Genomic DNA, 20006 nt, shown 5'->3' on the forward strand with positions numbered 1-20006 from the left:
GACTGCTCAGACCTGCTCTCTCGACGGCCGAGATATGGACGAACACGTCCTTGCCGCCCGTCTCGGGCTGAATAAATCCGTAGCCCTTTGTCGCGTTGAACCACTTCACTGTACCTATTGCCACGTCCACTCTCCCCATAGATTCGAATACACGAAAGATGGTGACGGAAATCCGGCGAAAGAAAGAGCCCTCTGGCGCGAAAAGGCCGCCGCTGGGCTGAGACAGCGGCGGCTATTGCGCATTACTCCTCATGGGTATGCGATCCGCGATTGCCCGCGATCCTGCTGGCGGTGAGTTAATGAACGGTTGGCCAGCCCGAACCTGAGCCGGAAGCGAACGAGGATCAGCCGGAGAAGAGGACGGACGATGCGATTTGCTGTTGGACAGGCTTTCGAAAGCGCTGTGAGTGGTAGGCAGGCAGTCGTGACAGAAACCCGCGATGATGGCCATGCTGGGCACCTACGCTTCCCAAGCTGGGTCTGATTCTTGGCACAATTGGGCGCATGATCAAAAATCCTTTAGGAGTGGTGTGCCGCTTCGGGCGGCAAACTCTGACACGTCCCAGTCAGCAAGAAGCCTGACCTATATCCAGATCAGCCCACATGAGAGCAGACCGTGCAGAGGTTCAGGGAACGAACCACCTGTAAGTATGAGTATGCTGAGCGCTGCTAAAGCTAGCCAGCTCACAATCTCTGTCGGGCCGATCGGGTTATCTTGCTTTGAGAATGGCCGCTCGGCAGGCAAAAGGATGAATACGCCTGGAGATCGAATTTGGTCGGTTGCTTGCCACCCGTGTGGCGCAGAGATCGACAAGACAATTCATGTGTTAGGCCCGACATTCCGTGTGTGGTTCCAGATCGCACAATCGGGCGGAACTTGTATCAGCTTCGAGCCTTATTGCGGGGTGGCATCTGCCAGCTGAAGCCATCTCACGTAGGAGATCTTCGAGATGGGTAATAACAGCCACTTAAGCATTACCGAGATGCGCAAGCGCAAATTCGCGTATCAGATCGGCAAGGATATCTTGCCTGCTGGGAATGGAGCGGTCGCTGACAGCTACTTCGAGACGTATTCCGGTAATCGGAGTTATGAAGACATTTTCCAAACGGCTTTCAATGCGAAATATCTTCTTCATTTGATTAAGGCCGTCTGGGGTGCGGTGCCGCCCTATAAGTTGCTTGACTGCGGTAGCGCCAATGGGCTGACCATTGGGCAATTCGACAAACTGGGTGTCGAAGCCTGGGGCATCGAAAACAGTGCGTACATACATTCGAAGACGCCGCACGCGTGGCGCAAACGAAACCGGCTTGGCGATGTGCGCAAAATGCCGTTCAAAAACGGATCGTTCGACTTCATTTATGAAACGTGCCTTCCGTACCTTCCCGAAGAAAACATCGACCAAGCGATCAAGGAGCTGTTTCGGGTATGTCGTGCAGGAATTGTGTTCCAAGGCACGACTACCGACATGACGGAGGAGGTGATTGAGGACTATGAATTATTTGCGGGCTTGCAGACCTTTTGGACAATTTCAGAGTGGTCCGACGCGTTCGTCCGCAACGGCTTCCAGCTCGCAGCTTTTAATTCAGCGTTGCTCGATGAGATTTGGCGCATCGAACAGGAGGCTGATCCGGATGACTGGGACTGGTATCCGGACAAGGAAACCATGCGATATTGCTTTTTCAGCAAGCCACAGATCGGGCCAAGTCCTTAAAGAGCTTGAATACGCCTCAGCTTAGATGATTGGAGGTACTTACATGGGTTCGAAAAGTCGGTTCGAACGCTAATGGGACAAAATTTCGCCAGCATAACAGGCCGCACGGCTTCTCAGACATCGTCAACTGGTCGGCAATACTGATCGATTTGTGGAGGCACCTGGATGGCTCCTGTCCGAGTTGGGTCGATTGTGTTGAAAAAGTCCTTTTCGCTGATGACTGAACATTCTCAGGACCGCTGGTGCGTCTCTCTCGCTGCGAGGTGAGAGACCACATCAATTACCGCAAAACGATCGCTGGCGCCTCGTATCGATTCTACAGAGCCTTGCAGCGGTTGAGATCGCTAATGCGCTACATTTGCGAGATTTTCGGAGTCCCGCGATTTACGAGTTTTTCAACACAATCTGCCAACCTCGGAAATTCCTCCGCGGGTTACCTGCACGCTGTCGACGTCAATCGCAGTGACATGTTTCACGTGGCTACGTCATCGTCGAGACGTGAGGCTGTGGCCTCCCGCCGCGCCGCGAGCCGCATCGAGCGTGCCCGCTTGCAATGCCGTGCGCCTCTCGACGATGGCGTGATTGAATAGTTCGAGCACCAGACCAAAGGCCGCCAGTTCCTCTTCCTCGATGGCGCCGTCATCGTAGCATTCGAGCGTTTCACTTATGATGGCGTCGACCTCGCGTTGCATCGCCAGCAGTTTCTGGTTGGAATCCGCGGTGCGTACCCTAGAAACCATGGCCAGGATTCTGTTGCGATGGCTGGTGTTTTCGTCCCTTTCATCCCGATTCAAATAGTGACGCAACCAGGCACCGGCCGAACCGATCCCGGAGAGAAGCAGGAGCGCAAACCAAAAGTAATCGCCGTACCTGTCGAGGAAGGTGCGTTCGGTGCCGTCGACGACGGCTGCCGCTCCCCGATGCACTGGCAGCTCGGCGTCTTTCTCGGTGTCCGGCTTGATGATGTGCGCAGCGCCAGGCACTTGCCTGGCAATCGCCTGACGGACGGCGAATAGTTGCCGGAAAAATGCCGCCACCGTCGTTTCAGATAAAGCCTTTCGCGCCATGATCAGGTGGCTGACGCTGACCGTCTCGACCTTGTCATCCGGCCTGGCCGGATTCGCATTGAAGACGCTGGGTGGAATTTCCTCGGACTCGTAGCGCGGGTGCTTCAGGGCGATGGCTTCCGATGCCTCGATCGCGAGAAACTTCGGCTCGCCTCGCGACCGGACCGTCGCGGTGATGGCGTCCGAGGTGATCTTGCTGTCGAGCGGACCGACCGCCATGAATGCATCGAGGGTCGGGTCGCGTGCGAGCTCCTCGATTTGGTCCGTGCCAAATTGCGTAACCGCGACCTTGTCCGCCTCCACGCCGGAGGCGCTCAGGATGACCCGCAGCAACGCGGCGTTCGCCGGCGTCCGGCCGATCACGCCGACCCTGTGCCCTGCGAGATCGGCGACCTCCTTGATTTTCGGCGTGGGCTTTCTTTTGGAGCGCTTGCCCGCGAGTCCGGAAGGCGACCACAGCACAGCAAAGTTCTTGCGCACGATGGCGACGGTCTGCGCGTCGGCCGGCATCTCCAGATCGCCACGACCGACCGCAAGGTCGGCCTTGCCAGCACCAAGCAGGGCGAGGGCTTCGACCGCTCCGTCGGTCGTGATCGGAGATAGCTTGACAGTCCTGCTTTCGCTGGCGAAGGCCTCGGCCGTCGCCTGAATCACTTTGTGGTCGTCGCTTCCCGGCGGTCCGACGGCAATCCGGAGAGTTACCGGCCGCAACACATAATACAGTGCGCCCGCGGCGGCGCCAAAAACAAAAAATCCAACGGCCAAGACCAACAGTAAGGAATTGCTCCTTCTCCGCCGTCGGCGGGCAGCGTCACTGGTTTCATTTGTACCATCGGACGAGGACATTGCCGCTGCCAGTCGGAGATCAAAAGCGCTTCCTGTTTTGCAGGAATATCACGTTTTTCCGAGGAAAACGTCGGAGCAGCGGCCCTGGTTTCAGGCGGAACACCTGGTGGCCTGAAAAATGCGCTGGCTGGCTCTGGGGTTGAAGACGTGTACGCCGAACAGCGCGACACCGAATGACGTCCGATACTGGCAACGGTCGATGGCGGAATGGGACGACATACCATTGCCTAGAGGCCGCATAGGTCATTCGCAACGGTTTGGTCGGCCGCCAGTCACCTCCGGTCTTCCCCGAACTTCGGACATAATCAGATCGCCTCAGCATGTCTCAAAAGTGCCAGAAGCGGACGTCGCTATGAGTTGGCGCCGGTGGCTTCATGCGTTCACACTCGACCAGAGGCGACAGGCGCGCCCCCGCCCTCGAACTGCTGAGCCGCCGTCTTCTGGAAGCCATCGGCGCATGGCCGCTCTTTCGCGCAATCCGCGGTGAGCCGCGCCGTCACCGTGGGACTTGTGGCGGGTCTCGTACCGTGCCCGCCTCACGTTGTTCGCGATGGTCTACGCCTTGGTAAACGGTGTCCCAGCGGTCGGCGTTGCTTTCGCCGCCGCGATGCTGCTGGGCGTCGCCCTGACGCTCTGCGTCGTTGCGTTGCTGACGATCTTCGCACGCGAATGGTGCGTGCGCAGCTGGACCCGGCATGGCGCATTCCTAGCCCATCAGTCCCGTCTCCTGGAAGGTGCCACGGGCGTCGCCCTAGCGCCGACGCTGAAAACGCTGCACATTTGAGGGCAAGGAAATGCTGGACCGACAAGAACGCTATGGCGGTGAAGAAGGCCGTTGTTCTTCCGCCCTTTCGACCTATGGTGGTTGGCACTTACCCCAAAGGGGAGTAGCTTCGCCGGACGGTCGTCAGGACGAGATCTTGATCTCCTCATCGTGCCGCCGGGCGCCCAAGGCGTTGCCGATTGTCGTCCCGACCAGAATAGGGTCACGATTCTGCTGAGGGAGGAGCGAATGGTGCAATCCGGGCAATTCTGGATCATCACTGCGGCCGCGACTTTGCTGCTCAGCGCAACCGCAGCGCATGCGGATACGACGTCCGTTAAGGCGTGGCAGGTTGTGCGCGTCGCGAAGACCGGCGCGCACTGCGTCGACGACAAGAACTGCATGAACCGCATGCACCCGGCCATCAAGCCGGTGAGTCGCGCCAACCCCGGTCAACATATCGTCTTTGAAACGCGCGACGCCTTCGACTCCGACTTCAACCTCGGCTCCAAGCCCGAGGATGTGTCGGCGGCCGATCTCAATCTCGTCCACCCGCTGACCGGCCCGGTCTTCATCGAGGGTGCCCAGCGCGGCGACGTACTGGCGGTGACACTCCTCGACGTACAGCCGGACGACTACGGTTACACCGTGATCGTCCCGGGCTTCGGTTTCCTGCGCGATCGCTTCACCAAGCCGTTCATCGCCAATTGGAAACTCAACCGCAAGGAGGCGGTCTCCGACCAGATCCCGGGCGTCGTCATCCCCTTTAACGGATTTATGGGCACGGTCGGGGTGCTGCCGGGCCAGCCCGAGGTGGCCACGATCCTCACGCGCGAGGCGGCGCTGCAGAGCGCGGGCGGCGTCGTGCTGACTCCGCAGCCGCTCGGTGCGCTGCCGAGCGATGTCTGCGGTCAGAACGGAAGCAGCAAGAATGAGTGCCTGCGCACCATTCCGCCGCGCGAGAACGGTGGCAACATGGACATCAAGCAGATGGTGGTGGGCACGACGCTGCTGCTGCCCTGCTTCGTGGACGGGTGCGGGTTGTTCGTCGGCGACGTCCATTTCGCGCAAGGCGATGGCGAGGTCTCCGGCACGGCGATCGAGATGGGGGCGACGGTCACGCTGGTCACCGAGATCCGCAAGGCGCAAGTCGCGAAGGTCAAAGTCCCGCACTTCGAAGGCGGCGATCAGCTCATCCGGTTGGCGCCGACCGAGTTCTACGCCACCACCGGCTTCCCGCTGAAAGCCAAGGGCCAGATCCCGCCTTACCATACCTACCTCGACAGCCAGAAAATCGGCCCGCTCGAGAACCTCTCGGAGGATCTGATGCTGGCGGCGCGCAACGCCCTGATCGAGCTGATCGACTGGATGGTTGGCGAGAAGGGCCTCACGCCGGAGCAGGCATATGTCGTGGCGAGCGTGGCCGCCGACCTGCGTATCGGCAATGTCGTCGACGTGCCGAACTACGCAGTCTCCGCCATCCTACCGACCACCATATTCCGCAAGAAGTAGCATGTGGCATAAGACCGAAGGTCCTGAGGTTGGCGGGAGGCCGAGCCGCCGGGAATTCCTCCGAACGGCGGGGGCCGGCGCCGCAGCCATGTTCCTTTGTGGCCACGCACCCTATGGCCAGTGGGGCGTCTACCGCCGGCGCCACCTGCTGATCCTGACTTCGCGCGCCGATCCTCCCTCGTTCGAGCTCGGCCAGCGGGTAGCTGAGGTCCTCGCGGATCGCTTGCCGAGCAGCAAGGCTCAGGTGAGCAGGGCGCCGCACAAGGAGCGCATCGCCAGCCTGATCAGCTCGCAGCAGTTGGACGTCGCACTGATGCGGCGCGACGATGCGGCAGCCCTTCGACAAGGGAGGCCCCCCTTCGCCGAGCACGGACCAGTCAAGCTGTTCACCGTCGTCGGCATCGGAGAGTATTTGTTCGTCTGCCGCGACGACTTTGCAGCACGCCATGCCTGGTTGATCGCCGAAGCATTGGACAAGAGCCGCAGCGCCCTTCCCGAATTGCTGCTGCCGAGCGGTTCGTCCTCCGAGCCACCCGACTCGCGCATCCCGCTGCATCCTGCCGCTCTAGGTTATTTCACGGGCGCGCCCATGCCGGGCCTCGAGCCACATGCCCATGAAGATCACACCCACGAGGTTGATGTCCCGCAATGAATCGCGCCACTAAACTGGAGGTCGAAGGGCGGTAACGGAATACGAAAAAGCGCAGGAGGCTTTCCAAAAGAACTACGAACGATTGCGGGCTGAGCGATTAGCTAGGGAAGCCGCGAAGCCCAAAGAGAAATAGCACCGTTGCTCCGTGGGTCACATGAAAGCGCTGGACGGCACTCTATACCCACGCGCCCCTAGACTGCTCATGACCGCAGAGCGCCCATACCCGCGTAGTTTCTCGCGCAGGTGGCCAGAGTCCGTTGTGGGTCATTCGCGTCGGTTTGGCGGCGTACCGATGACTTCCGGTCTGCCCCTATAAACAGGCCATGGCGAGACTGATCCATTCCCGGCGCTCCAGGCCATTGGCTGGGACTGCGAGCTTCATGGCCGCTTCCGCTTGGCTCTCAGGTCGTAATGCGCTGCCTAGCGTAATAGGCCACCTCGCGACTCCCAGTACTCGGGTGTCCCGTAATACTGGTGGGTGCGCGTTTCCCAGTCTCGATCCTGCCACGAGTCATCACTGAACTCAGGCGCGTCCCTCAACTGTTGCTCGGTGATATTTGTTCGGAAACCACCAAGCGACGTATCATATGTCAGAGCGCCCCAGGGTATGGGATAATGGCTGTGGCCTAACCCAACAAATCCGCCAAAACTCATGACGGCATAGGCTACGCGACCTGACACCTTGTCGATAATGAGATGATCTATCTCACCGATGTTCTTTCCACCTGCCCCATAAACCTCGGTTCCCTGAATGTCTTCGCTTGAGATGCATTGATGATCCGGATGGGCTGTCGCACCGGCCATGGCTTCCTCCCTCAATGGTAAGTTTGTCGCCTTAACTCGGCAGCTACCGGGTCGTTCCTAGGCGCTCCGGACAACAATTTCACAAAGCAATTCTGGAAATCCGATTTAGGGCCCGCGACCGTTGTGCGCCGTGGGACGAGGCGAAGGACGTTGCAGCGACCGCTGCCAGACAAAGTAATGGAGTTGGTGGCACGCGTGCTGGCCGCGCGTTCGGGCACACGAGCGGCGTCTTCCGATTGGAATGTTCTTCTCTTGAAAGTCCGTCAAGTCGGTCGGATACTGGTCGGGGTCCTTGACTGCCATAAATCTGAGGAGGACGATCATGGCGATCCAGATCGTGATGGACCGCACCGGCGACAGCCGTCACCCTTTTGACTCCCACGACGTAGAGGAAGTGGCGAAGGCGGAGCAGCGGTTCTATGAGCTGACAAGGGCCGGCTTCACCGCCGCGATTCGGACGGGTTCAGGTCAGACCTCGCAGATCCGATCGTTCGATCCCACTGCGGAAGAGACCCTCTTCTTCCCCAGGTTGGTCGGCGGTTAGCTGGCCATGTTCGGTTTTCGACCGTTGCCGCCGGGCGCCCGCTCCCGCATGAGAGCAACGCGAACCCTCTTCCTAAGGCACGGCGCCGAAAGCACGCCAGAGGGACGTTCGCTGCTGCTCTTGCGGAGATGGCTATCGCCCGCGCAGCGGGAGCAGTTCACCAAGGGAGGCTACTTCGAAGTCTTCAGAAGCGACAGCGGAAAGCGGTACAGGATTCACGCAGGGGCCTCGGTGAACGTGTGCGCGATCGACGAACGAGGTCGCCTGCAGGAGGGGTTGTGTTTCATGCCTATCGGCGCGCTGCCGATCGGAGACGTCATGCTTGCCCAGAAGATCGCGCTGGAGACATGCGAGGACAAGGCGCGCGCCGTGGCCCGCAGGTTCACTCCGAACGGTTTCCATTTCAGACAAAGCCGACCTCTCGGCTGACGCGGCGGACCGCCCCTCCTCCCGCTTCCCGCACAAGTTACTGCCTTTAACGGATTTTCCTGCCGAATGTTGCGCGAACTACGGTCCTAACCCACGATTGCTTCAACCCGGCGCAACCCTACCGGACGGTAGAATAGATCGTCCGCTGCTCGGAGCGCACTGGTTTGCCCGCTTCCGCCGCCCGCCGCGCCCCGGCGTCCCCACGGCTAGCGCGAAGATCGCCTGGAACGGCAGAGATGGCGATCTCCAGCAGGACATCCTCGCTTGCTTGCCAGGTGTCGTGCGGATCGAGTTCATTGTCCGGGAGTCGGCATCATGACCGCGGCCACCGCAAGACAGGTGCGAACCGCCGGCCAGGAAATCAAACTGCCGTTCGGCAAGGATAAGCCGTGACCGAAACCACCGACCTGACGCGCCGCCTATTCGACCACGTCACTATTATCGGCACGCTCGACTTGCGCGGCTGGTGCGATTTCAAGCGTGAGCACCACGTCGAGCCGCAACAGATCGAGCCGGTGCTGGTCGATGTGACCGGCCACCTGTGCCGGCTATGTGCCGACGTCACGGCCGAGGCGAACCGATTGAGCCACGCGCTATCGCGGCGCGGCGGTTGACGACCGAATGACGGGGGCGGTTCCAAAATCCGGCCCTCGGCACCCCGAGCGGCGGCGGGCCATTTCCGCATGTTTATTTAGAATCTTGTCGCCAATTTCGTCCAACCGGCAGCGGACCCTCGGCAACCCCGACTGAAACCTCTGTTAACCCGATGTGGACCGCGATCGGATTGCGGACCGCTATCATATCGCGCCATCCGCAGATGGTGCTGGCAATAGGGAAGCCCCGGCATCGCGGCGTCGCCGCAGAATAGCGCCGCGGCCTGGCGTACGTCGCCGAGCGGCCAGCGGCATTGGCCGTTATCGAGTTCGAGCAGCGAGCAGCGCCGCATTTCCGGCTGCGGCACGGTGGCATCCACCGGTGGCATCGGCTTTGCCGGAATGATCGATGTGACCGTTGTCGTGGCGCAACCCGGCCGCATCCGCACCGGTTTCACCTCGAAGTGCTTTTGCACGCCGACTGGCAACAATTTACCGCGGCGCAGCCGCATTGCCTTTCCGCATATCGACGCGCGCGAGCGGTTCAACCGTCGCGAGATTTGCGCGGCGGATGCGGTCGGCCAAAAGCTAATGAGTAGGGAAATTTCCTGGGTGGTCCAAGGCATCATTCGGGAACCTCGCCAAAAGTATCGTGGTGCTCCGACGAGATGCGCGCGCTCGGTCAAGGGCCCGGGGCTGGCGATTTGAACCAATGCGGTTTTCTCGCCGGAGACGCGCACACTATGAAAATCAAAACGCCGTTGGGAAAGCCGGCAGTCTGAATGTACCAATTTTGGTAGTCGTCGGTGGAACGGTTTTCTAACCTTGATCGAGTGATCGCAGCGATCCCGAGGGCGGCCACCGGCGGCGCGCGTGACGTTCGGGTGGATCAGCCCGTGCGGGCCGCGCTCAATGGCGCTATCAATTCTGCGGGCTATTGGCGCGACCAAGCCATGGTCGACGCGGTCACGCAGATCGCGCTGCACCTGGATCAATTCGCCGAACCGGGGGGTGGTGCTGGCCATGGTCGGCACGTCGCCAGCGCTGCCCGGTTTTGCTCAACCGTCATGCCCGCTTTGCTGACCGCCACCAGCATTGCCATCGCACTGAGCACGACCACGAACCCCTCGGTCGTGGCGACCAAATAGGCCGGTGAAGCATTCTCCCGAAAAGCTTGTTCGATTTCGAACAGGTTCGTTCCTGGGCTTGCCACCAACACCTCTGCGACAACGGTGTTGATAACGCCGACATCCCGGGTGCGGCCGGCTAGCAACACGGCGTGGCGATGTTGCTCGGAAAGGGGCATTGGCGTTTCACCATTCTGGGCGGCTGTCAGAACTGGCGGGTTGACGCTGGATGGCGACGGTTCTTGACCTTGATCCAGTGATCGCAGCGACCGCCGCGAAGGCGCTCGCAGAGGGAACCAGTTCCTGTTGATTTTCCGTTTTTCCTGCGCCGGGCCTGAACGTACGCTAATCGAACAGGTCCGCGCGATCCGCCAGGCGTCAATTGCGCTCGCGCTGATCGTCAGGATACCACGGCTCGCCGTCGTCTTTCGTCGTGAGCTTGCTGCGGCGCAGCCGCACCAGATGGCCGCGCTTGTACGGATAGCCGCGTTGCTCCGAGCATGGCTTGCAACGCATGCGTTGTTCCAGTTGCCAGATCGGCGTCGCCGCTGGCCGACGAATGATGGTTAGATCAACCGCACTGTGGGTGCCGCAGCCGTCGCATTTCACGTCCAGATAGCGATAACCGGCGTTGAGTGCGTCGCCGAGCAATGGCGAGGGCTGCGCCGGGGCGGCCATAGCCTTTCATGCGCAAATTCCAGGCCTCGCAGGCGCCACATCGGCGCCCTTGCGCGCTTCCCCGGCGCGTTGCTCGGCCTCGACGGTCGCGCTGAACAGACGTTCTTTCGAGACTGAACCCATCCGCTATTGTTGCGCACCGCGGCTGGCAAATCCACGGGGCGAGATGCCGGTGCCGGCGCAGCCGGCGCGCAAGCGGTTGGTCAAGGGCCGTAGGGAGTTTATTGAAACTCGGCCTTGATCCAGCGTGTTGCGGAACGGACGGCCAAAAACCACAGGCCCAACAAGTTGACGACACCGAATGCGATAAGGGCAAACACCAGCCAAATGCCCATGGTCGGAAAATAAATCGCCCAATATGAATTCTCGGACATGCTGGCGCAGGTTGGTTCATAGCATCCCGGATTTCATCGACGCGCGTAAGAAACTTGCCGTCAGAACAGCCTGCGCGGCCAATATCAATCAAGCCAAATTCGTTTGTGTAGGCGGTCATATCCTTGCCGAGAAATTGGCTACCACATCGGAGGCCTTTCCATATTCTCGTGTCCTCCGTCCAACTTTTGATGACCCGGTCTTGCTCCTTGAAGGCTTCAAGATGGCTCGCCACGCCACCGACAATTGCCACCGGGATTGCGGCGACGACCGAATTCTCAACATCCCGCGAACGATGTTCATAGGGACACGAGCCGTAATACTGCGAGGGCGTCACCTTTCCGCCGATCAGTGTGTGTGTCGGCTGTGAACGGATGAGCCGTCTTTGGCTATGGTAGTGGTCTGGACCGCGCCGCTGCCCAGCTTTTCTTGAAACGTTATTCCCTGGCTACCGCCCACGGCCTCGACATCGGACATTCCGGCATTGCCGATTATAACGGCCTTTCGGGTGACTGTGTCCAACGCAAATTCGAGCGCAAAATTATCGGCTGATACTCCGGAGGGCGTGGCCATCCGAATAGCTGCAATTCCATCGAAGTGTTTCACAGTGTGCCAAATGCGGCACGACGATAGCCATGGCTGCGATAGCCAACTTGGACTTGGTCCCCACCTCAACCCCCGCTTCCCTTCATCAAATTACGCAGTTCCCTGCGATCACGCCAGACTTTCATGATCGAACTCGGTGTACTGCACTCGGTGCGGTGGTTTCTTCGCATGCCGGCATCGCGCAGCACCTCGGACTTAGGTTTGATGGCGTTACCTAAGTTCGCGCCTTTATTTTTCGGATTAGTCGAGTGCTTGCTCATATCAAGCGCTAAACGCCGAAGCCTGACTTGCATCGCCTGTGAACAGTCCGCGCGCGATAATGCCACGGCTCGCATCGCTGGCGAACCGGTGATTTCGACGCCGATGTTGAAACACGTCATGGCCCCTCCAATCGGCACGGCCGTTTGCAGGCATTGGCCACTTGCAAAACAGACCACCGCGCAAAGCCCGGCGTCTTAGAGGGACCGCCGGGCGATGCGCAAATATTTACTCTGGTGCTGGAACGAGAATATTGAACCGGAAAAATGGCAATGTCGGTTCGCTTTACGACTCTATGTAAGGGATTTCTATCGGAGCCCGTCGCGCCCGTTCGCTCCCGCCATGCTGCGGCCGCCGAGCAATCGTTATCGGGTATGGAACGCCAGTAAAGCTCCGAGAGAGAACAGCAACATCGAAGCGGCCAGTGATGTCGCAAGGATGGTAGCGTGGGTCGGTTTTGGATTTCGGAAGGCAAATCGCTGGATCAGGTAGCCCGCAAGTAGCCAAATTGCGGTGCCGGCGGCGAGTGTTGCGCCGCCAATTGCGGCCTCCACGACCCCATCGTTCATACCGATCCTCCATCAATGATTTAGCCGGATGCCATCCGGTGATGAAAGCCCAATTGAACTCGGCGGCTGGACTGGTGTCGGTTCGATTTGTAACCGTCGCGCCCGGCTGTCCCCGGCTTTCGTAAAAGTGTTGTGCCGGCGCATCAGGGTGATGCGATCAATCCTGCACCGGCCTCGGCGCGGGCTCGGCCAGGTGGTGCCATGCCCTGCCGCTGGCGGTCGTAGCGGCGTTTCAATCGCTCGCCCAATTCCTCGGCCGATTGGCAGCGCATCGCCAATCGGACCAGATAAGGAAACGACGGTGCGCGGGGGCCCCGCTGCCGGCGTCGCTCGGTGTCGCCTTCCGGCGTTCACATCTGCGGGTTTCATGTAGCGCACCCCGTCGAGCAACTGCGGCACAAGCGGCAGCGATACCGAGACATAGCGAACGCCGTCGCCGAGCGCGAGTTCGTTCTGATGCGCTGCGGCATGCCGCCTCCTCCGCGGACCGGCGGCCCGCCCGTGACCAACATTCGCAATACCTCTTCGCCACACTGGCGCGGCTGGCTGAAGCCCGGAAATCCCCTGGTCCCGTTCAACAGCTTCGCGGAATACGCGCAGGAGCCGAACCCGGAGATTAAGAAAAAAGACGTCGTCTGGTTCGCGATCAACGATGATCGCCCCCTGACCTGCTTCGCGGGCATCTGGACCGAGTTCAGGGGCGACCGGGGGACGAAATCGAAACCGATTCCCGGCCCGCACAACGTCTACGGCTTTCTCACCACTACGCCGAATGCTGTCGTCGAACCGATCCACCCGAAAGCCAAGCCGGTTATCCTGCTGACAGACGAGGAGCGCGACGTCTGAATTCGCGCTCCGTGGGACGAGACCAGGCGCTGCAGCGGCCGTTGCCCGACGATGCAATCAGGATCGTTGCGCGCGGTGTAGACAAGGAAGACAAGGCCGCCGCATGAAACACGCCACCGATCGCCCCTACGCCGACCCGGAAAAAGCCGCGCGTCGGATCCTTGAAATCGCCAACGCGGTCGAGCCGCTTCAGGGCCGCATCCATATCGAAAAGATAAACGGTCCCTTCCTGTTCCGCGACGGCGGCAGCCCGGCCGAATACGGCGCAGGGCTCAAGCTCGCATCGCACCGCTGGCTAGTCGGGCGGGAATAGCACGTACAGCACGAGCACGACCACCGCCACCGCGGTGATGACTTCCAAGACGATCGCAGCACTAGATCGCTGCATACCGGAGGCCTGACCCACATCGAGCACGGGACTTGATGAAACGGCTCTGGCGGGGCTTGGGGGCTAATGTGCCAGAGCCGTCCCTCAAGATGCACTCTTTCGAGCGCCGAATCATCATGCCGGGATAAAGCGGCAAAACCGTGTGAACGCTCGAACGTCAACTCAGCTGGTCAGCTGCGAAAAGTAGAAACAGACCAACATTTGTTAGTGCGTGCAGTCGAATCGGGGACAGTCGTGTTGCCTCGAACTGTTCGCCTGATGATGGCGCTCCTTGCTTTGCGCGATCTGTTTCGCGACCCTCAACGCGGTAACCAAAAGCCCGGCAAACGGGCCGGGCGATCGAAAGTAATTTTAGGTGTTGAAACGGGAGCATTCTATGCGTTCGCGGTTCAATGTGTCTGGGTTCAATGTGTCTGTCTGGTAGCTGACAATCCTGCGCTCGATTGCCGCTTCTTCCCGAAGTTCCGGCCACGGAAGCGCCTGCTCTGGGCCCAGCGCCGCGGGGCAAGAGGAGCACGGCGCTGGGCTTCCGGCAATGCTAGTCGATCGGAGAGACCCAGCAGCATCGCCGGAATGGCTCAACGCAATCACTAGTGCACCACACGAAGAAAATAGTAGATGCCACCTAGCACGAGGACCGTCGGGACGGCCCAGAGAATGAATACGGGCATGGCTTCCTCCTCCTTCTCAAAACGGAGGAGATAGGTTTGCGTTCCGGGAATTGGGAAAACTGGAGCCCCTGGAAATAGGTCACTCCAGCAAGTTCTTACGTGTATGAAAGCACACGTTTGTGTCGCGCACATGACCCAACGTGCCGGTTTGTAGTCTCTGTTCGATCCTCACCAATCAGAGCCCGATCGCAAGACAATGCTGAGTTTGAGTTCGAAACAGGCGCGGGCTGCTTGTTAGCCCCGTTTTGAATGAAGCGTTGTCCTGCTATCCACATGCTCGTAGCGAATGCGACAATAACTGTCGCGCTCGCACACTGCATCGTCCATCCCGGTGAGCTACTCACGAACGTCCCCCAATTCGAGATATTTGGCGTTGACGCTGCTCGCGGCGTGACCGGCCACGACTACAGCCGCCGTCGAGATAACCATTAAGGTCAACGCGGCAAACATGATGCCAATCAATTTCAAGGCACGTTTGTCTGCCATCGCAAATCGTCCTTCCAATGGGCGGCTGAGAAAAGCCCGGTCGGTGTTCCGACTCGGACCTTTCCCTCCCTCTAGTAATTCAGCTTAGTGAACAGCACGAACCAAATAGTATCCGACACCGCCGACAACGATCACGGCTGGAACGGCCCAAAGCAACAAAACTGGCATGTACGCTTCCTCCTCATTGTGCCCTCAACCAGAAAACGCAAGCCAACTGCCACTTGTTCCCGGTTCCTATCCTCATCGTAAATGGCGGCACCAGCCGCATCGCCGACAATCCGCTATCGGCCCCGTGCGCACCTTGGAAGCCAAGGTGCAATGGAGAGCTGCGATCGCTCCGCAGGCCCGGGAGAAATAGGAACCTGGCTCTCTCTTTCGCGTTGTGCAACGCCGCACTAACGCGGCCTAGGAGATTGCGATGAAGAGGGTTTTGATAATTGCCGCGGCCGCTTCGCTGCTGGCTACCGCAGCCAACGCTCAGACCACTGTGACGACGACGACCGGCACTGGAAATGCGGCCATACAGATCGAGCCGCAGTATCGGACCAAGATCAAGAGTTATGTCACCGAGAAGAAGGTTAGACCCGTGACGACACAGGAAAGAATTGTCGTGGGCGCTAAGGTCCCGGCTAGCGTCGAGCTTGAAGCAGTGCCCGCAGATTGGGGACCCACCGTCACCAAATATCGCTACATCTATTCCGGCGATCGAGTGATGCTGGTGGATCCCGGCACCCGAACGGTTGTTCAAGAAATCGACTAGGTAGCTCGTGAAGATGCGGCTCGGTAACGGGCCGCATCCCTACGTTAGGACGACGTGATATGAAGGCTGGAAGCATTGAGTTTAGCGAGCACGAGATTGCCTGCCTCATTCGTAACCAGTCTGAGACTGGCGCGCTCTTGCAGTTAGGTAGCGCAATCGAGCTTCCGGCGCAATTTACCTTGGCGGTCGCCTCAGACCGCATCAGGTGCAGAGCTATTTGGCGATCGGAAAACATGATCGGAGTCAAATTCCTCATCTAAAGTCGCTGAGTCAGAAAAATAGTCCGAGCGCGAGCCGCGCGCCGAGGCCATGCAAAGTTGCTTCCATTCCAGCCAGACAAGTGCCTCCTGGCTAGCGTGATAGCTGAGAGAAAGTCCCTGTTTGCATCTTTTTCCCAATCCAAGTTCCGCCGCGGAGCACCGTGATCTTACTGCTTGAAAACTGTAGGCTTACCGGGCTAGCGCGGTTTACGGCGAAGGGCCGCGCAAATGCGGCCGTTCAGCCTGTCTCTGGTCCAAGGCTCCGCGCCCATTTTCGCCAAGAATCACTTTCAGTCTGATGAGGCCATTCCGGGGGTGAACCGTAGTGGCATGGCCCGACGCGTGTCGTCCGGAAACGTCGTGCGTCGGGCCGCCTCTGAGCGGCCTTAACCGATGCCCATCTATCGCCTGTTGCAAAGTTTGCCGAGGGGACCCGAAGAAATCAGCCGCTTGACGACCGCCTATGAGCAAGCATTGCGAGCCATCGGCATCGTTGACCGGGGCGATCCATTGGCTGAGCTTCTCGCCAAGAAAATCGTCGAAGTCGCACAGACTGGCATCCGTGAGCCGGCCGACATCTCTGCGCAGGCGGTTAAGGAAATCGGCATCCCAACGTAGAATCCTTCATGTCGCGCCAACCTCGTCGATCGTCACCAGGAAGCGCTTCTCCTTAGCCATGTCTTGAGTGATCTCGACCGATTGCACAATGCCTGTGAAGGTCGCGAAGCTGCCGCTCAGGTCCAGACCGGAGACGCTGATAGCCTCCCCCGTCCGCCGCGACTGATTGCAACGGCGAACCGCACTTGCGTTGCCCTCGCTCAGATAAAGCTGCGGCATAAGCCCTAGCGTATCGGCCGGTCTGCAGCGACGGTGAATTTGGCCTGAAGCAGGGGCCCGGCTACATCGCGGACTTCGATTGCCAAATTGTGGGGGGTGGAATCCCCGGAATTTCTGCGAAGCGCATCCCTGGCCATGTCCACCAGCGATCGCGCCGCCGCTTCCTGCGCAGCCTCGATATCCAGCAGCTCTATTCCCTCCTCATCGACTGCGAGGCTGCCGGCCTCACGCACATCAAAATAGTAACGTGGCATGGGGCCCTCAAACTACTTTCGCCGAGTAAAGATCTTCACCAACCGAGCGCAAAGGCCCCAGCTCAGACGGCTGAGCTGAGGCCCTTGAGGAAGAACCGCAGCCTGACACTCCAGCAGGCTGACGCTACGAAGCTGCGCCACCTCTTCTTATCCCGCCATAACAAATGTTTGGCTGATCAAGGTCTCCCGTGGTTGCGCCTCCAATCCTCTTGACAGGTTGCCGCCCGCGCCTAATTTTTTCGCCGGGGCACCGCCCCTCTAGCCAAAGGGAAAGCTGTAACGACCGTCAAAGGATGACGACGATGATGGACGAAAAACTGGCTCGCTTGCGAACTCATCGCAATAATGTCGCCCGCTACCGGCGTTTGCTCCAAGCCAAGCTTACTGATCTTGAGCGTCAATTTATTGAAAGACGCTTGTCCGAAGAGCAATCGGACTACCGCGTCTGTCGGCAAGCACCTTCCCCATGACATTCAAAATTCCGAAGGCTCCTGCAAAGCAGCCATCAGCTTACGAGGCCGTTTAGGGCTCGCCAATCTGCCCAGTTTGGTGGTTGCTTCTCCTTGAACGCGAAAAGGGCCCCAGCCAACCCGCTGAGACCCTTTTCTTGGACTGAGGAGGCGTCGCCAGAATGCGACATCGCCCACCCCACCACTCTAGATCGCGTTCCTAACGGCTTAGCCGGCGTTCAGGCGGGGAGTCGAATTAAATCGGTCCGTCTTCTACGGCGGCGGTAGGCCGGGCGACTTAAGCCAGTCGTCCATATGGGCCGCGGCTTCGATCTGCCGCGCCTTTGTCATGGCTGCATCGCGAACGGGTCCATAGGGTAGCAGCTTCGCCTCGTCTCGGAGATTTTGGGCCTCCTCGAGAAGCCGTTGTTTAAGCGGTCTTGTTTGTTTGAACCGACGCCGCTTGATAATCATGGCGCGCTCCTTTCCGTTAGCAACAACGTACCGCTAACTAACGCGCGCGTATGTCCACGAGTGCACACAAGTTGGATCCAAACAGATCCCCTCCCCGCATAACGTCTTCACCGAAAGCGTCAGGAGAACCAGTCCATCCGAACGCCAGCCGGCCGGATTGCAACTATTGCGAATTCCAGGATTTGATTTCTTTTCCGGAGGCGATGATGTCGAACTTCGTAGCCCTCATTGTGGAGGATGATCCGTTCCAGCGGACGTGCCTGGCTGACCTTCTGAAAAGCGAGGGGCTTGAGGTGGTGGAGTGTGACGATGCAGCGGCCGCGGAACTTGTACTAGCTTCAACAGGCACTGAACTCCGGGCGCTGGTTACCGACGTACAGCTTGGTGGAGGGATGTCCGGCGTCGAACTTGCGCAGTATGCCAAGCGCAAATTCCCGGACCTCAACGTCGTGATGGTCTCAGGACACAGCGCGCCCTTGGTCCCGCACGACACCCACTTTTTTATGAAGCCCTATGAGCCGCAGCAGCTATTGGACGCGGTGCTGAGGTGAGCGGCCCGTCGTCGGGTTTTGTCTCGTGGCCAAGCAAATATTTGAGCCCTTCGACGGCTAGGGTGCGCTCGTCTCCAACCTTTTCTCTCAGGAAATTGGAGACCTTCTGCCGAGCTTCAGCCTCCTGCACCGGCGTAATGTTCACCATCATGCCGTAGCTTTGCATCACGCGATCAATGGCTGCTTGCATGTGGCGTCTCCGAGTTTCCGAAATTGGAACTCCCCACGCCAGCGAGAGTTCCGCAGTGAACATCTCCCTACCGAAAGTGCCAAAGATGCGCGGGTGTTTCGTTGCGCGAAAGCAACCTGCGCGGCACGTTGTCCGCCCTACTCAAATGCCGCCACCTGAGCCGAAGTCAAAACGTTCCCGGGGGAAACGAAATAAACCGGTGGCTCCCGCGCTTGGCAGCGCGCAAAAATGTTTCCCTGACCGCACGACCCTACGGCAGCTATCGGTGATGAGGACGCCGATTGCGCTCCCGCCAGGCTCACGGAGTGGAGTAGCGCCATGCAGCGACGCCGTTTCAAAGACATCGTGTCCTTCCCCGATGACCTTACCCAGGAGGCCGAACACTTACGCGCGGAAGCTGAGAAACTACCGCCCGGCCCGGAGCGGCATGACCTCGAACGCAAGGCCCGGCAGGCCGAGACCGCCGCACATATTCACGAGTGGCTGAAGTCGCCCGGCTTGCGACCCCCGGAGTGACGAGGGCAAGGTGCGTAGCGTCGCGGAGTATTTGGAGAGAGCGGCCGAATTCGAAGCGCTCGCCGCAGCGGCTACCGTTGACGCGCTGAGAAAGCGATATGCCGACATCGCAGCCTGTTACCGGCTGCTCGCAAAAGAGCGAGAATGGCTGATCGGCACCGGTGCTATTGAAGGCGAACCGTGTTGAGCAGCCAACTCCCGTCTCGGCCGATTGCGCATCGGCATAAGAACGCGAGAAGGGCCCCCGCGGCGGGGCTGGGGCCCTTCTTGGTTATCGCACCCTGGGGGGATACGGTGCGACATTCGTCAACCCACCACCTGCATTCGCGTTCCTAACGGCCGAGCCGGCGCTCGAGATCGCTCGTCGTCGACGGCTCACGAGGTTTAGCCGCTGCATACCGCAAAGGCCCCAGCATGATCGCCCGGCTTGAACCGCGCGATCCAGACTGAGGCCCTTGAGGAGACCGCCAGCCCGAAGCGCCTAGGCGCCGGCTGACGCTATGAAGCTGCGCCTATCCTTCGGGCCCGGCTATAACAATTGTTAGCTGATCAAAGACCCCCGCCGGACCGGCAAGCCGGACCGATTACTGTTTCTTCCTTTTCATCTCTTGGTCGGGCGTGCTCGCGTCGGCAGGGCTACCGGTTGTGCCAGCTGCTCCAGTTGTTCCGGCTGGGCCTCCTCCGCCGGCTGCGCCTGAGCCAGTACCTGCGCCACCCGCGGCCCCGCCACCTGCGCTGCCGGCACCGGCGCCAGCACCCGCGCCGCCAGCGCCAGCTCCCGCGCCGCCGGCT

Annotated in this window: 27 protein-coding genes and 1 pseudogene; 14 read left to right on the plus strand and 14 right to left on the minus strand. The window is 59.7% G+C overall.

All coding sequences use genetic code 11. The features are described from left to right. On the minus strand, window positions 1–124 hold a 124-nt coding region (locus tag AC0QUY_RS39740; RefSeq protein WP_475391367.1), incomplete at its 3' end, for a cold-shock protein. An 826-nt stretch (window positions 125–950) separates the two neighbouring features. Between AC0QUY_RS39740 and AC0QUY_RS39745 the strand changes: the two genes are divergently transcribed. Further along, complete coding sequence (locus AC0QUY_RS39745; protein ID WP_161849237.1) at window positions 951–1712, plus strand: class I SAM-dependent methyltransferase; 762 nt, start codon at window positions 951–953, stop codon at window positions 1710–1712. Window positions 1713–2197: 485 nt separating this feature from the next. On the opposite strand, the gene AC0QUY_RS39750 is transcribed toward AC0QUY_RS39745, so the two are convergent. After that, complete coding sequence (locus AC0QUY_RS39750; protein WP_161849238.1) at window positions 2198–3625, minus strand: TAXI family TRAP transporter solute-binding subunit; 1428 nt, start codon at window positions 3623–3625, stop codon at window positions 2198–2200. A gap of 550 nt (window positions 3626–4175) precedes the next feature. Between AC0QUY_RS39750 and AC0QUY_RS39755 the strand changes: the two genes are divergently transcribed. The 3 genes from AC0QUY_RS39755 to AC0QUY_RS39765 all read left to right on the plus strand — a co-directional run bounded on the left by AC0QUY_RS39755 (window position 4176) and on the right by AC0QUY_RS39765 (window position 6552). Next, window positions 4176–4409, plus strand: a complete 234-nt coding sequence (locus AC0QUY_RS39755; RefSeq protein ID WP_161849239.1) for a hypothetical protein — start codon at window positions 4176–4178, stop codon at window positions 4407–4409. 228 nt (window positions 4410–4637) lie between these two features. Continuing rightward, window positions 4638–5900 carry an acetamidase/formamidase family protein gene (locus AC0QUY_RS39760; protein ID WP_161849240.1) on the plus strand — a complete coding sequence of 421 codons (1263 nt, stop codon included), beginning with the start codon at window positions 4638–4640 and terminating at the stop codon, window positions 5898–5900. A gap of 1 nt (window position 5901) precedes the next feature. Further along, entirely contained in the window at window positions 5902–6552 is a 651-nt protein-coding gene (locus tag AC0QUY_RS39765; protein WP_475391400.1) for a twin-arginine translocation signal domain-containing protein, read from the plus strand. Between the two features lie 420 nt (window positions 6553–6972). Here the strand turns inward: AC0QUY_RS39765 and AC0QUY_RS39770 are convergent, their stop codons facing one another. Continuing rightward, complete coding sequence (locus AC0QUY_RS39770; RefSeq protein WP_475391402.1) at window positions 6973–7356, minus strand: PRC-barrel domain-containing protein; 384 nt, start codon at window positions 7354–7356, stop codon at window positions 6973–6975. 322 nt (window positions 7357–7678) lie between these two features. Here AC0QUY_RS39770 and AC0QUY_RS39775 point away from each other — a divergent pair, with 322 nt between their 5' ends. The 3 genes from AC0QUY_RS39775 to AC0QUY_RS39785 all read left to right on the plus strand — a co-directional run bounded on the left by AC0QUY_RS39775 (window position 7679) and on the right by AC0QUY_RS39785 (window position 8943). After that, window positions 7679–7900: a hypothetical protein gene (locus tag AC0QUY_RS39775; protein WP_161849244.1), complete on the plus strand. Its 222-nt coding sequence runs from the start codon at window positions 7679–7681 to the stop codon at window positions 7898–7900. A gap of 285 nt (window positions 7901–8185) precedes the next feature. Then, window positions 8186–8329: a hypothetical protein gene (locus AC0QUY_RS39780; protein ID WP_371419348.1), complete on the plus strand. Its 144-nt coding sequence runs from the start codon at window positions 8186–8188 to the stop codon at window positions 8327–8329. Window positions 8330–8718: 389 nt separating this feature from the next. Further along, a complete protein-coding gene (locus tag AC0QUY_RS39785) occupies window positions 8719–8943 on the plus strand; it encodes a hypothetical protein (RefSeq protein ID WP_475391404.1) in 225 nt (74 codons plus the stop codon). Between the two features lie 77 nt (window positions 8944–9020). Here AC0QUY_RS39785 and AC0QUY_RS39790 read toward each other — a convergent pair whose 3' ends face one another. From AC0QUY_RS39790 to AC0QUY_RS39810, 5 genes are all read right to left on the minus strand, one after another. Then, window positions 9021–9947 carry a GcrA family cell cycle regulator gene (locus AC0QUY_RS39790; protein WP_475391405.1) on the minus strand — a complete coding sequence of 309 codons (927 nt, stop codon included), beginning with the start codon at window positions 9945–9947 and terminating at the stop codon, window positions 9021–9023. Continuing rightward, window positions 9914–10228, minus strand: a complete 315-nt coding sequence (locus tag AC0QUY_RS39795; RefSeq protein ID WP_161849248.1) for a hypothetical protein — start codon at window positions 10226–10228, stop codon at window positions 9914–9916. The genes AC0QUY_RS39790 and AC0QUY_RS39795 overlap by 34 nt, the downstream gene beginning before the upstream one ends. Window positions 10229–10427: 199 nt before the next feature. Then, window positions 10428–10727, minus strand: coding sequence for a hypothetical protein (locus AC0QUY_RS39800; RefSeq protein ID WP_371419349.1), 300 nt, complete (start codon window positions 10725–10727; stop codon window positions 10428–10430). A gap of 1043 nt (window positions 10728–11770) precedes the next feature. Continuing rightward, window positions 11771–12085, minus strand: coding sequence for a hypothetical protein (locus tag AC0QUY_RS39805; protein WP_475391407.1), 315 nt, complete (start codon window positions 12083–12085; stop codon window positions 11771–11773). Between the two features lie 243 nt (window positions 12086–12328). Further along, window positions 12329–12532, minus strand: coding sequence for a hypothetical protein (locus tag AC0QUY_RS39810; protein WP_161849250.1), 204 nt, complete (start codon window positions 12530–12532; stop codon window positions 12329–12331). A 429-nt stretch (window positions 12533–12961) separates the two neighbouring features. Here AC0QUY_RS39810 and AC0QUY_RS39815 point away from each other — a divergent pair. Both AC0QUY_RS39815 and AC0QUY_RS39820 read left to right on the plus strand, forming a co-directional pair. Then, window positions 12962–13485 (plus strand): annotated as a pseudogene (locus AC0QUY_RS39815) (SOS response-associated peptidase family protein); the annotation flags it as partial. Next, complete coding sequence (locus AC0QUY_RS39820; RefSeq protein WP_161849251.1) at window positions 13482–13691, plus strand: hypothetical protein; 210 nt, start codon at window positions 13482–13484, stop codon at window positions 13689–13691. The pseudogene AC0QUY_RS39815 and the gene AC0QUY_RS39820, both read left to right, overlap by 4 nt. Before the next feature lie 1082 nt (window positions 13692–14773). Here AC0QUY_RS39820 and AC0QUY_RS39825 read toward each other — a convergent pair. After that, the gene (locus tag AC0QUY_RS39825; protein WP_161849252.1) at window positions 14774–14923 is read right to left on the minus strand and encodes a hypothetical protein; all 150 of its coding nucleotides are present in this window, start codon (window positions 14921–14923) and stop codon (window positions 14774–14776) included. Window positions 14924–15341: 418 nt separating this feature from the next. Here AC0QUY_RS39825 and AC0QUY_RS39830 point away from each other — a divergent pair, with 418 nt between their 5' ends. Together AC0QUY_RS39830 and AC0QUY_RS39835 are read left to right on the plus strand one after the other, a co-directional pair. Further along, the gene (locus AC0QUY_RS39830; RefSeq protein ID WP_161849253.1) at window positions 15342–15683 is read left to right on the plus strand and encodes a DUF1236 domain-containing protein; all 342 of its coding nucleotides are present in this window, start codon (window positions 15342–15344) and stop codon (window positions 15681–15683) included. 653 nt (window positions 15684–16336) lie between these two features. Further along, window positions 16337–16561: a helix-turn-helix domain-containing protein gene (locus AC0QUY_RS39835; RefSeq protein ID WP_161849254.1), complete on the plus strand. Its 225-nt coding sequence runs from the start codon at window positions 16337–16339 to the stop codon at window positions 16559–16561. Between the two features lie 6 nt (window positions 16562–16567). Here AC0QUY_RS39835 and AC0QUY_RS39840 read toward each other — a convergent pair whose 3' ends face one another. Both AC0QUY_RS39840 and AC0QUY_RS39845 read right to left on the minus strand, forming a co-directional pair. Next, window positions 16568–16780, minus strand: a complete 213-nt coding sequence (locus AC0QUY_RS39840; protein WP_161849255.1) for a hypothetical protein — start codon at window positions 16778–16780, stop codon at window positions 16568–16570. A 5-nt stretch (window positions 16781–16785) separates the two neighbouring features. Next, complete coding sequence (locus tag AC0QUY_RS39845) at window positions 16786–17034, minus strand: DUF6894 family protein (protein WP_161849256.1); 249 nt, start codon at window positions 17032–17034, stop codon at window positions 16786–16788. Window positions 17035–17336: 302 nt separating this feature from the next. On the opposite strand from AC0QUY_RS39845, the gene AC0QUY_RS39850 reads away from it, so the two are divergent. Beyond that, window positions 17337–17504 (plus strand): hypothetical protein, encoded by a 168-nt coding sequence (locus tag AC0QUY_RS39850; protein ID WP_371419350.1) that lies wholly within the window; start codon window positions 17337–17339, stop codon window positions 17502–17504. A gap of 252 nt (window positions 17505–17756) precedes the next feature. Here the strand turns inward: AC0QUY_RS39850 and AC0QUY_RS39855 are convergent, their stop codons facing one another. Next, the gene (locus AC0QUY_RS39855) at window positions 17757–17957 is read right to left on the minus strand and encodes a hypothetical protein (protein WP_371419351.1); all 201 of its coding nucleotides are present in this window, start codon (window positions 17955–17957) and stop codon (window positions 17757–17759) included. A gap of 206 nt (window positions 17958–18163) precedes the next feature. On the opposite strand from AC0QUY_RS39855, the gene AC0QUY_RS39860 reads away from it, so the two are divergent. After that, window positions 18164–18508, plus strand: a complete 345-nt coding sequence (locus AC0QUY_RS39860) for a response regulator (protein WP_161849257.1) — start codon at window positions 18164–18166, stop codon at window positions 18506–18508. Here AC0QUY_RS39860 and AC0QUY_RS39865 read toward each other — a convergent pair. Beyond that, window positions 18459–18698 carry a hypothetical protein gene (locus AC0QUY_RS39865; RefSeq protein ID WP_202639154.1) on the minus strand — a complete coding sequence of 80 codons (240 nt, stop codon included), beginning with the start codon at window positions 18696–18698 and terminating at the stop codon, window positions 18459–18461. The genes AC0QUY_RS39860 and AC0QUY_RS39865 overlap by 50 nt on opposite strands. 318 nt (window positions 18699–19016) lie before the next feature. Here AC0QUY_RS39865 and AC0QUY_RS39870 point away from each other — a divergent pair, with 318 nt between their 5' ends. Continuing rightward, window positions 19017–19214: a hypothetical protein gene (locus AC0QUY_RS39870; RefSeq protein ID WP_161849258.1), complete on the plus strand. Its 198-nt coding sequence runs from the start codon at window positions 19017–19019 to the stop codon at window positions 19212–19214. A gap of 601 nt (window positions 19215–19815) precedes the next feature. On the opposite strand, the gene AC0QUY_RS39875 is transcribed toward AC0QUY_RS39870, so the two are convergent. Beyond that, window positions 19816–20006: hypothetical protein (locus tag AC0QUY_RS39875; RefSeq protein WP_475391409.1), on the minus strand; the 191-nt coding region annotated here is incomplete at its 5' end.

It is taken from the genome of Bradyrhizobium sp. WYCCWR15520, assembly GCF_056174665.1.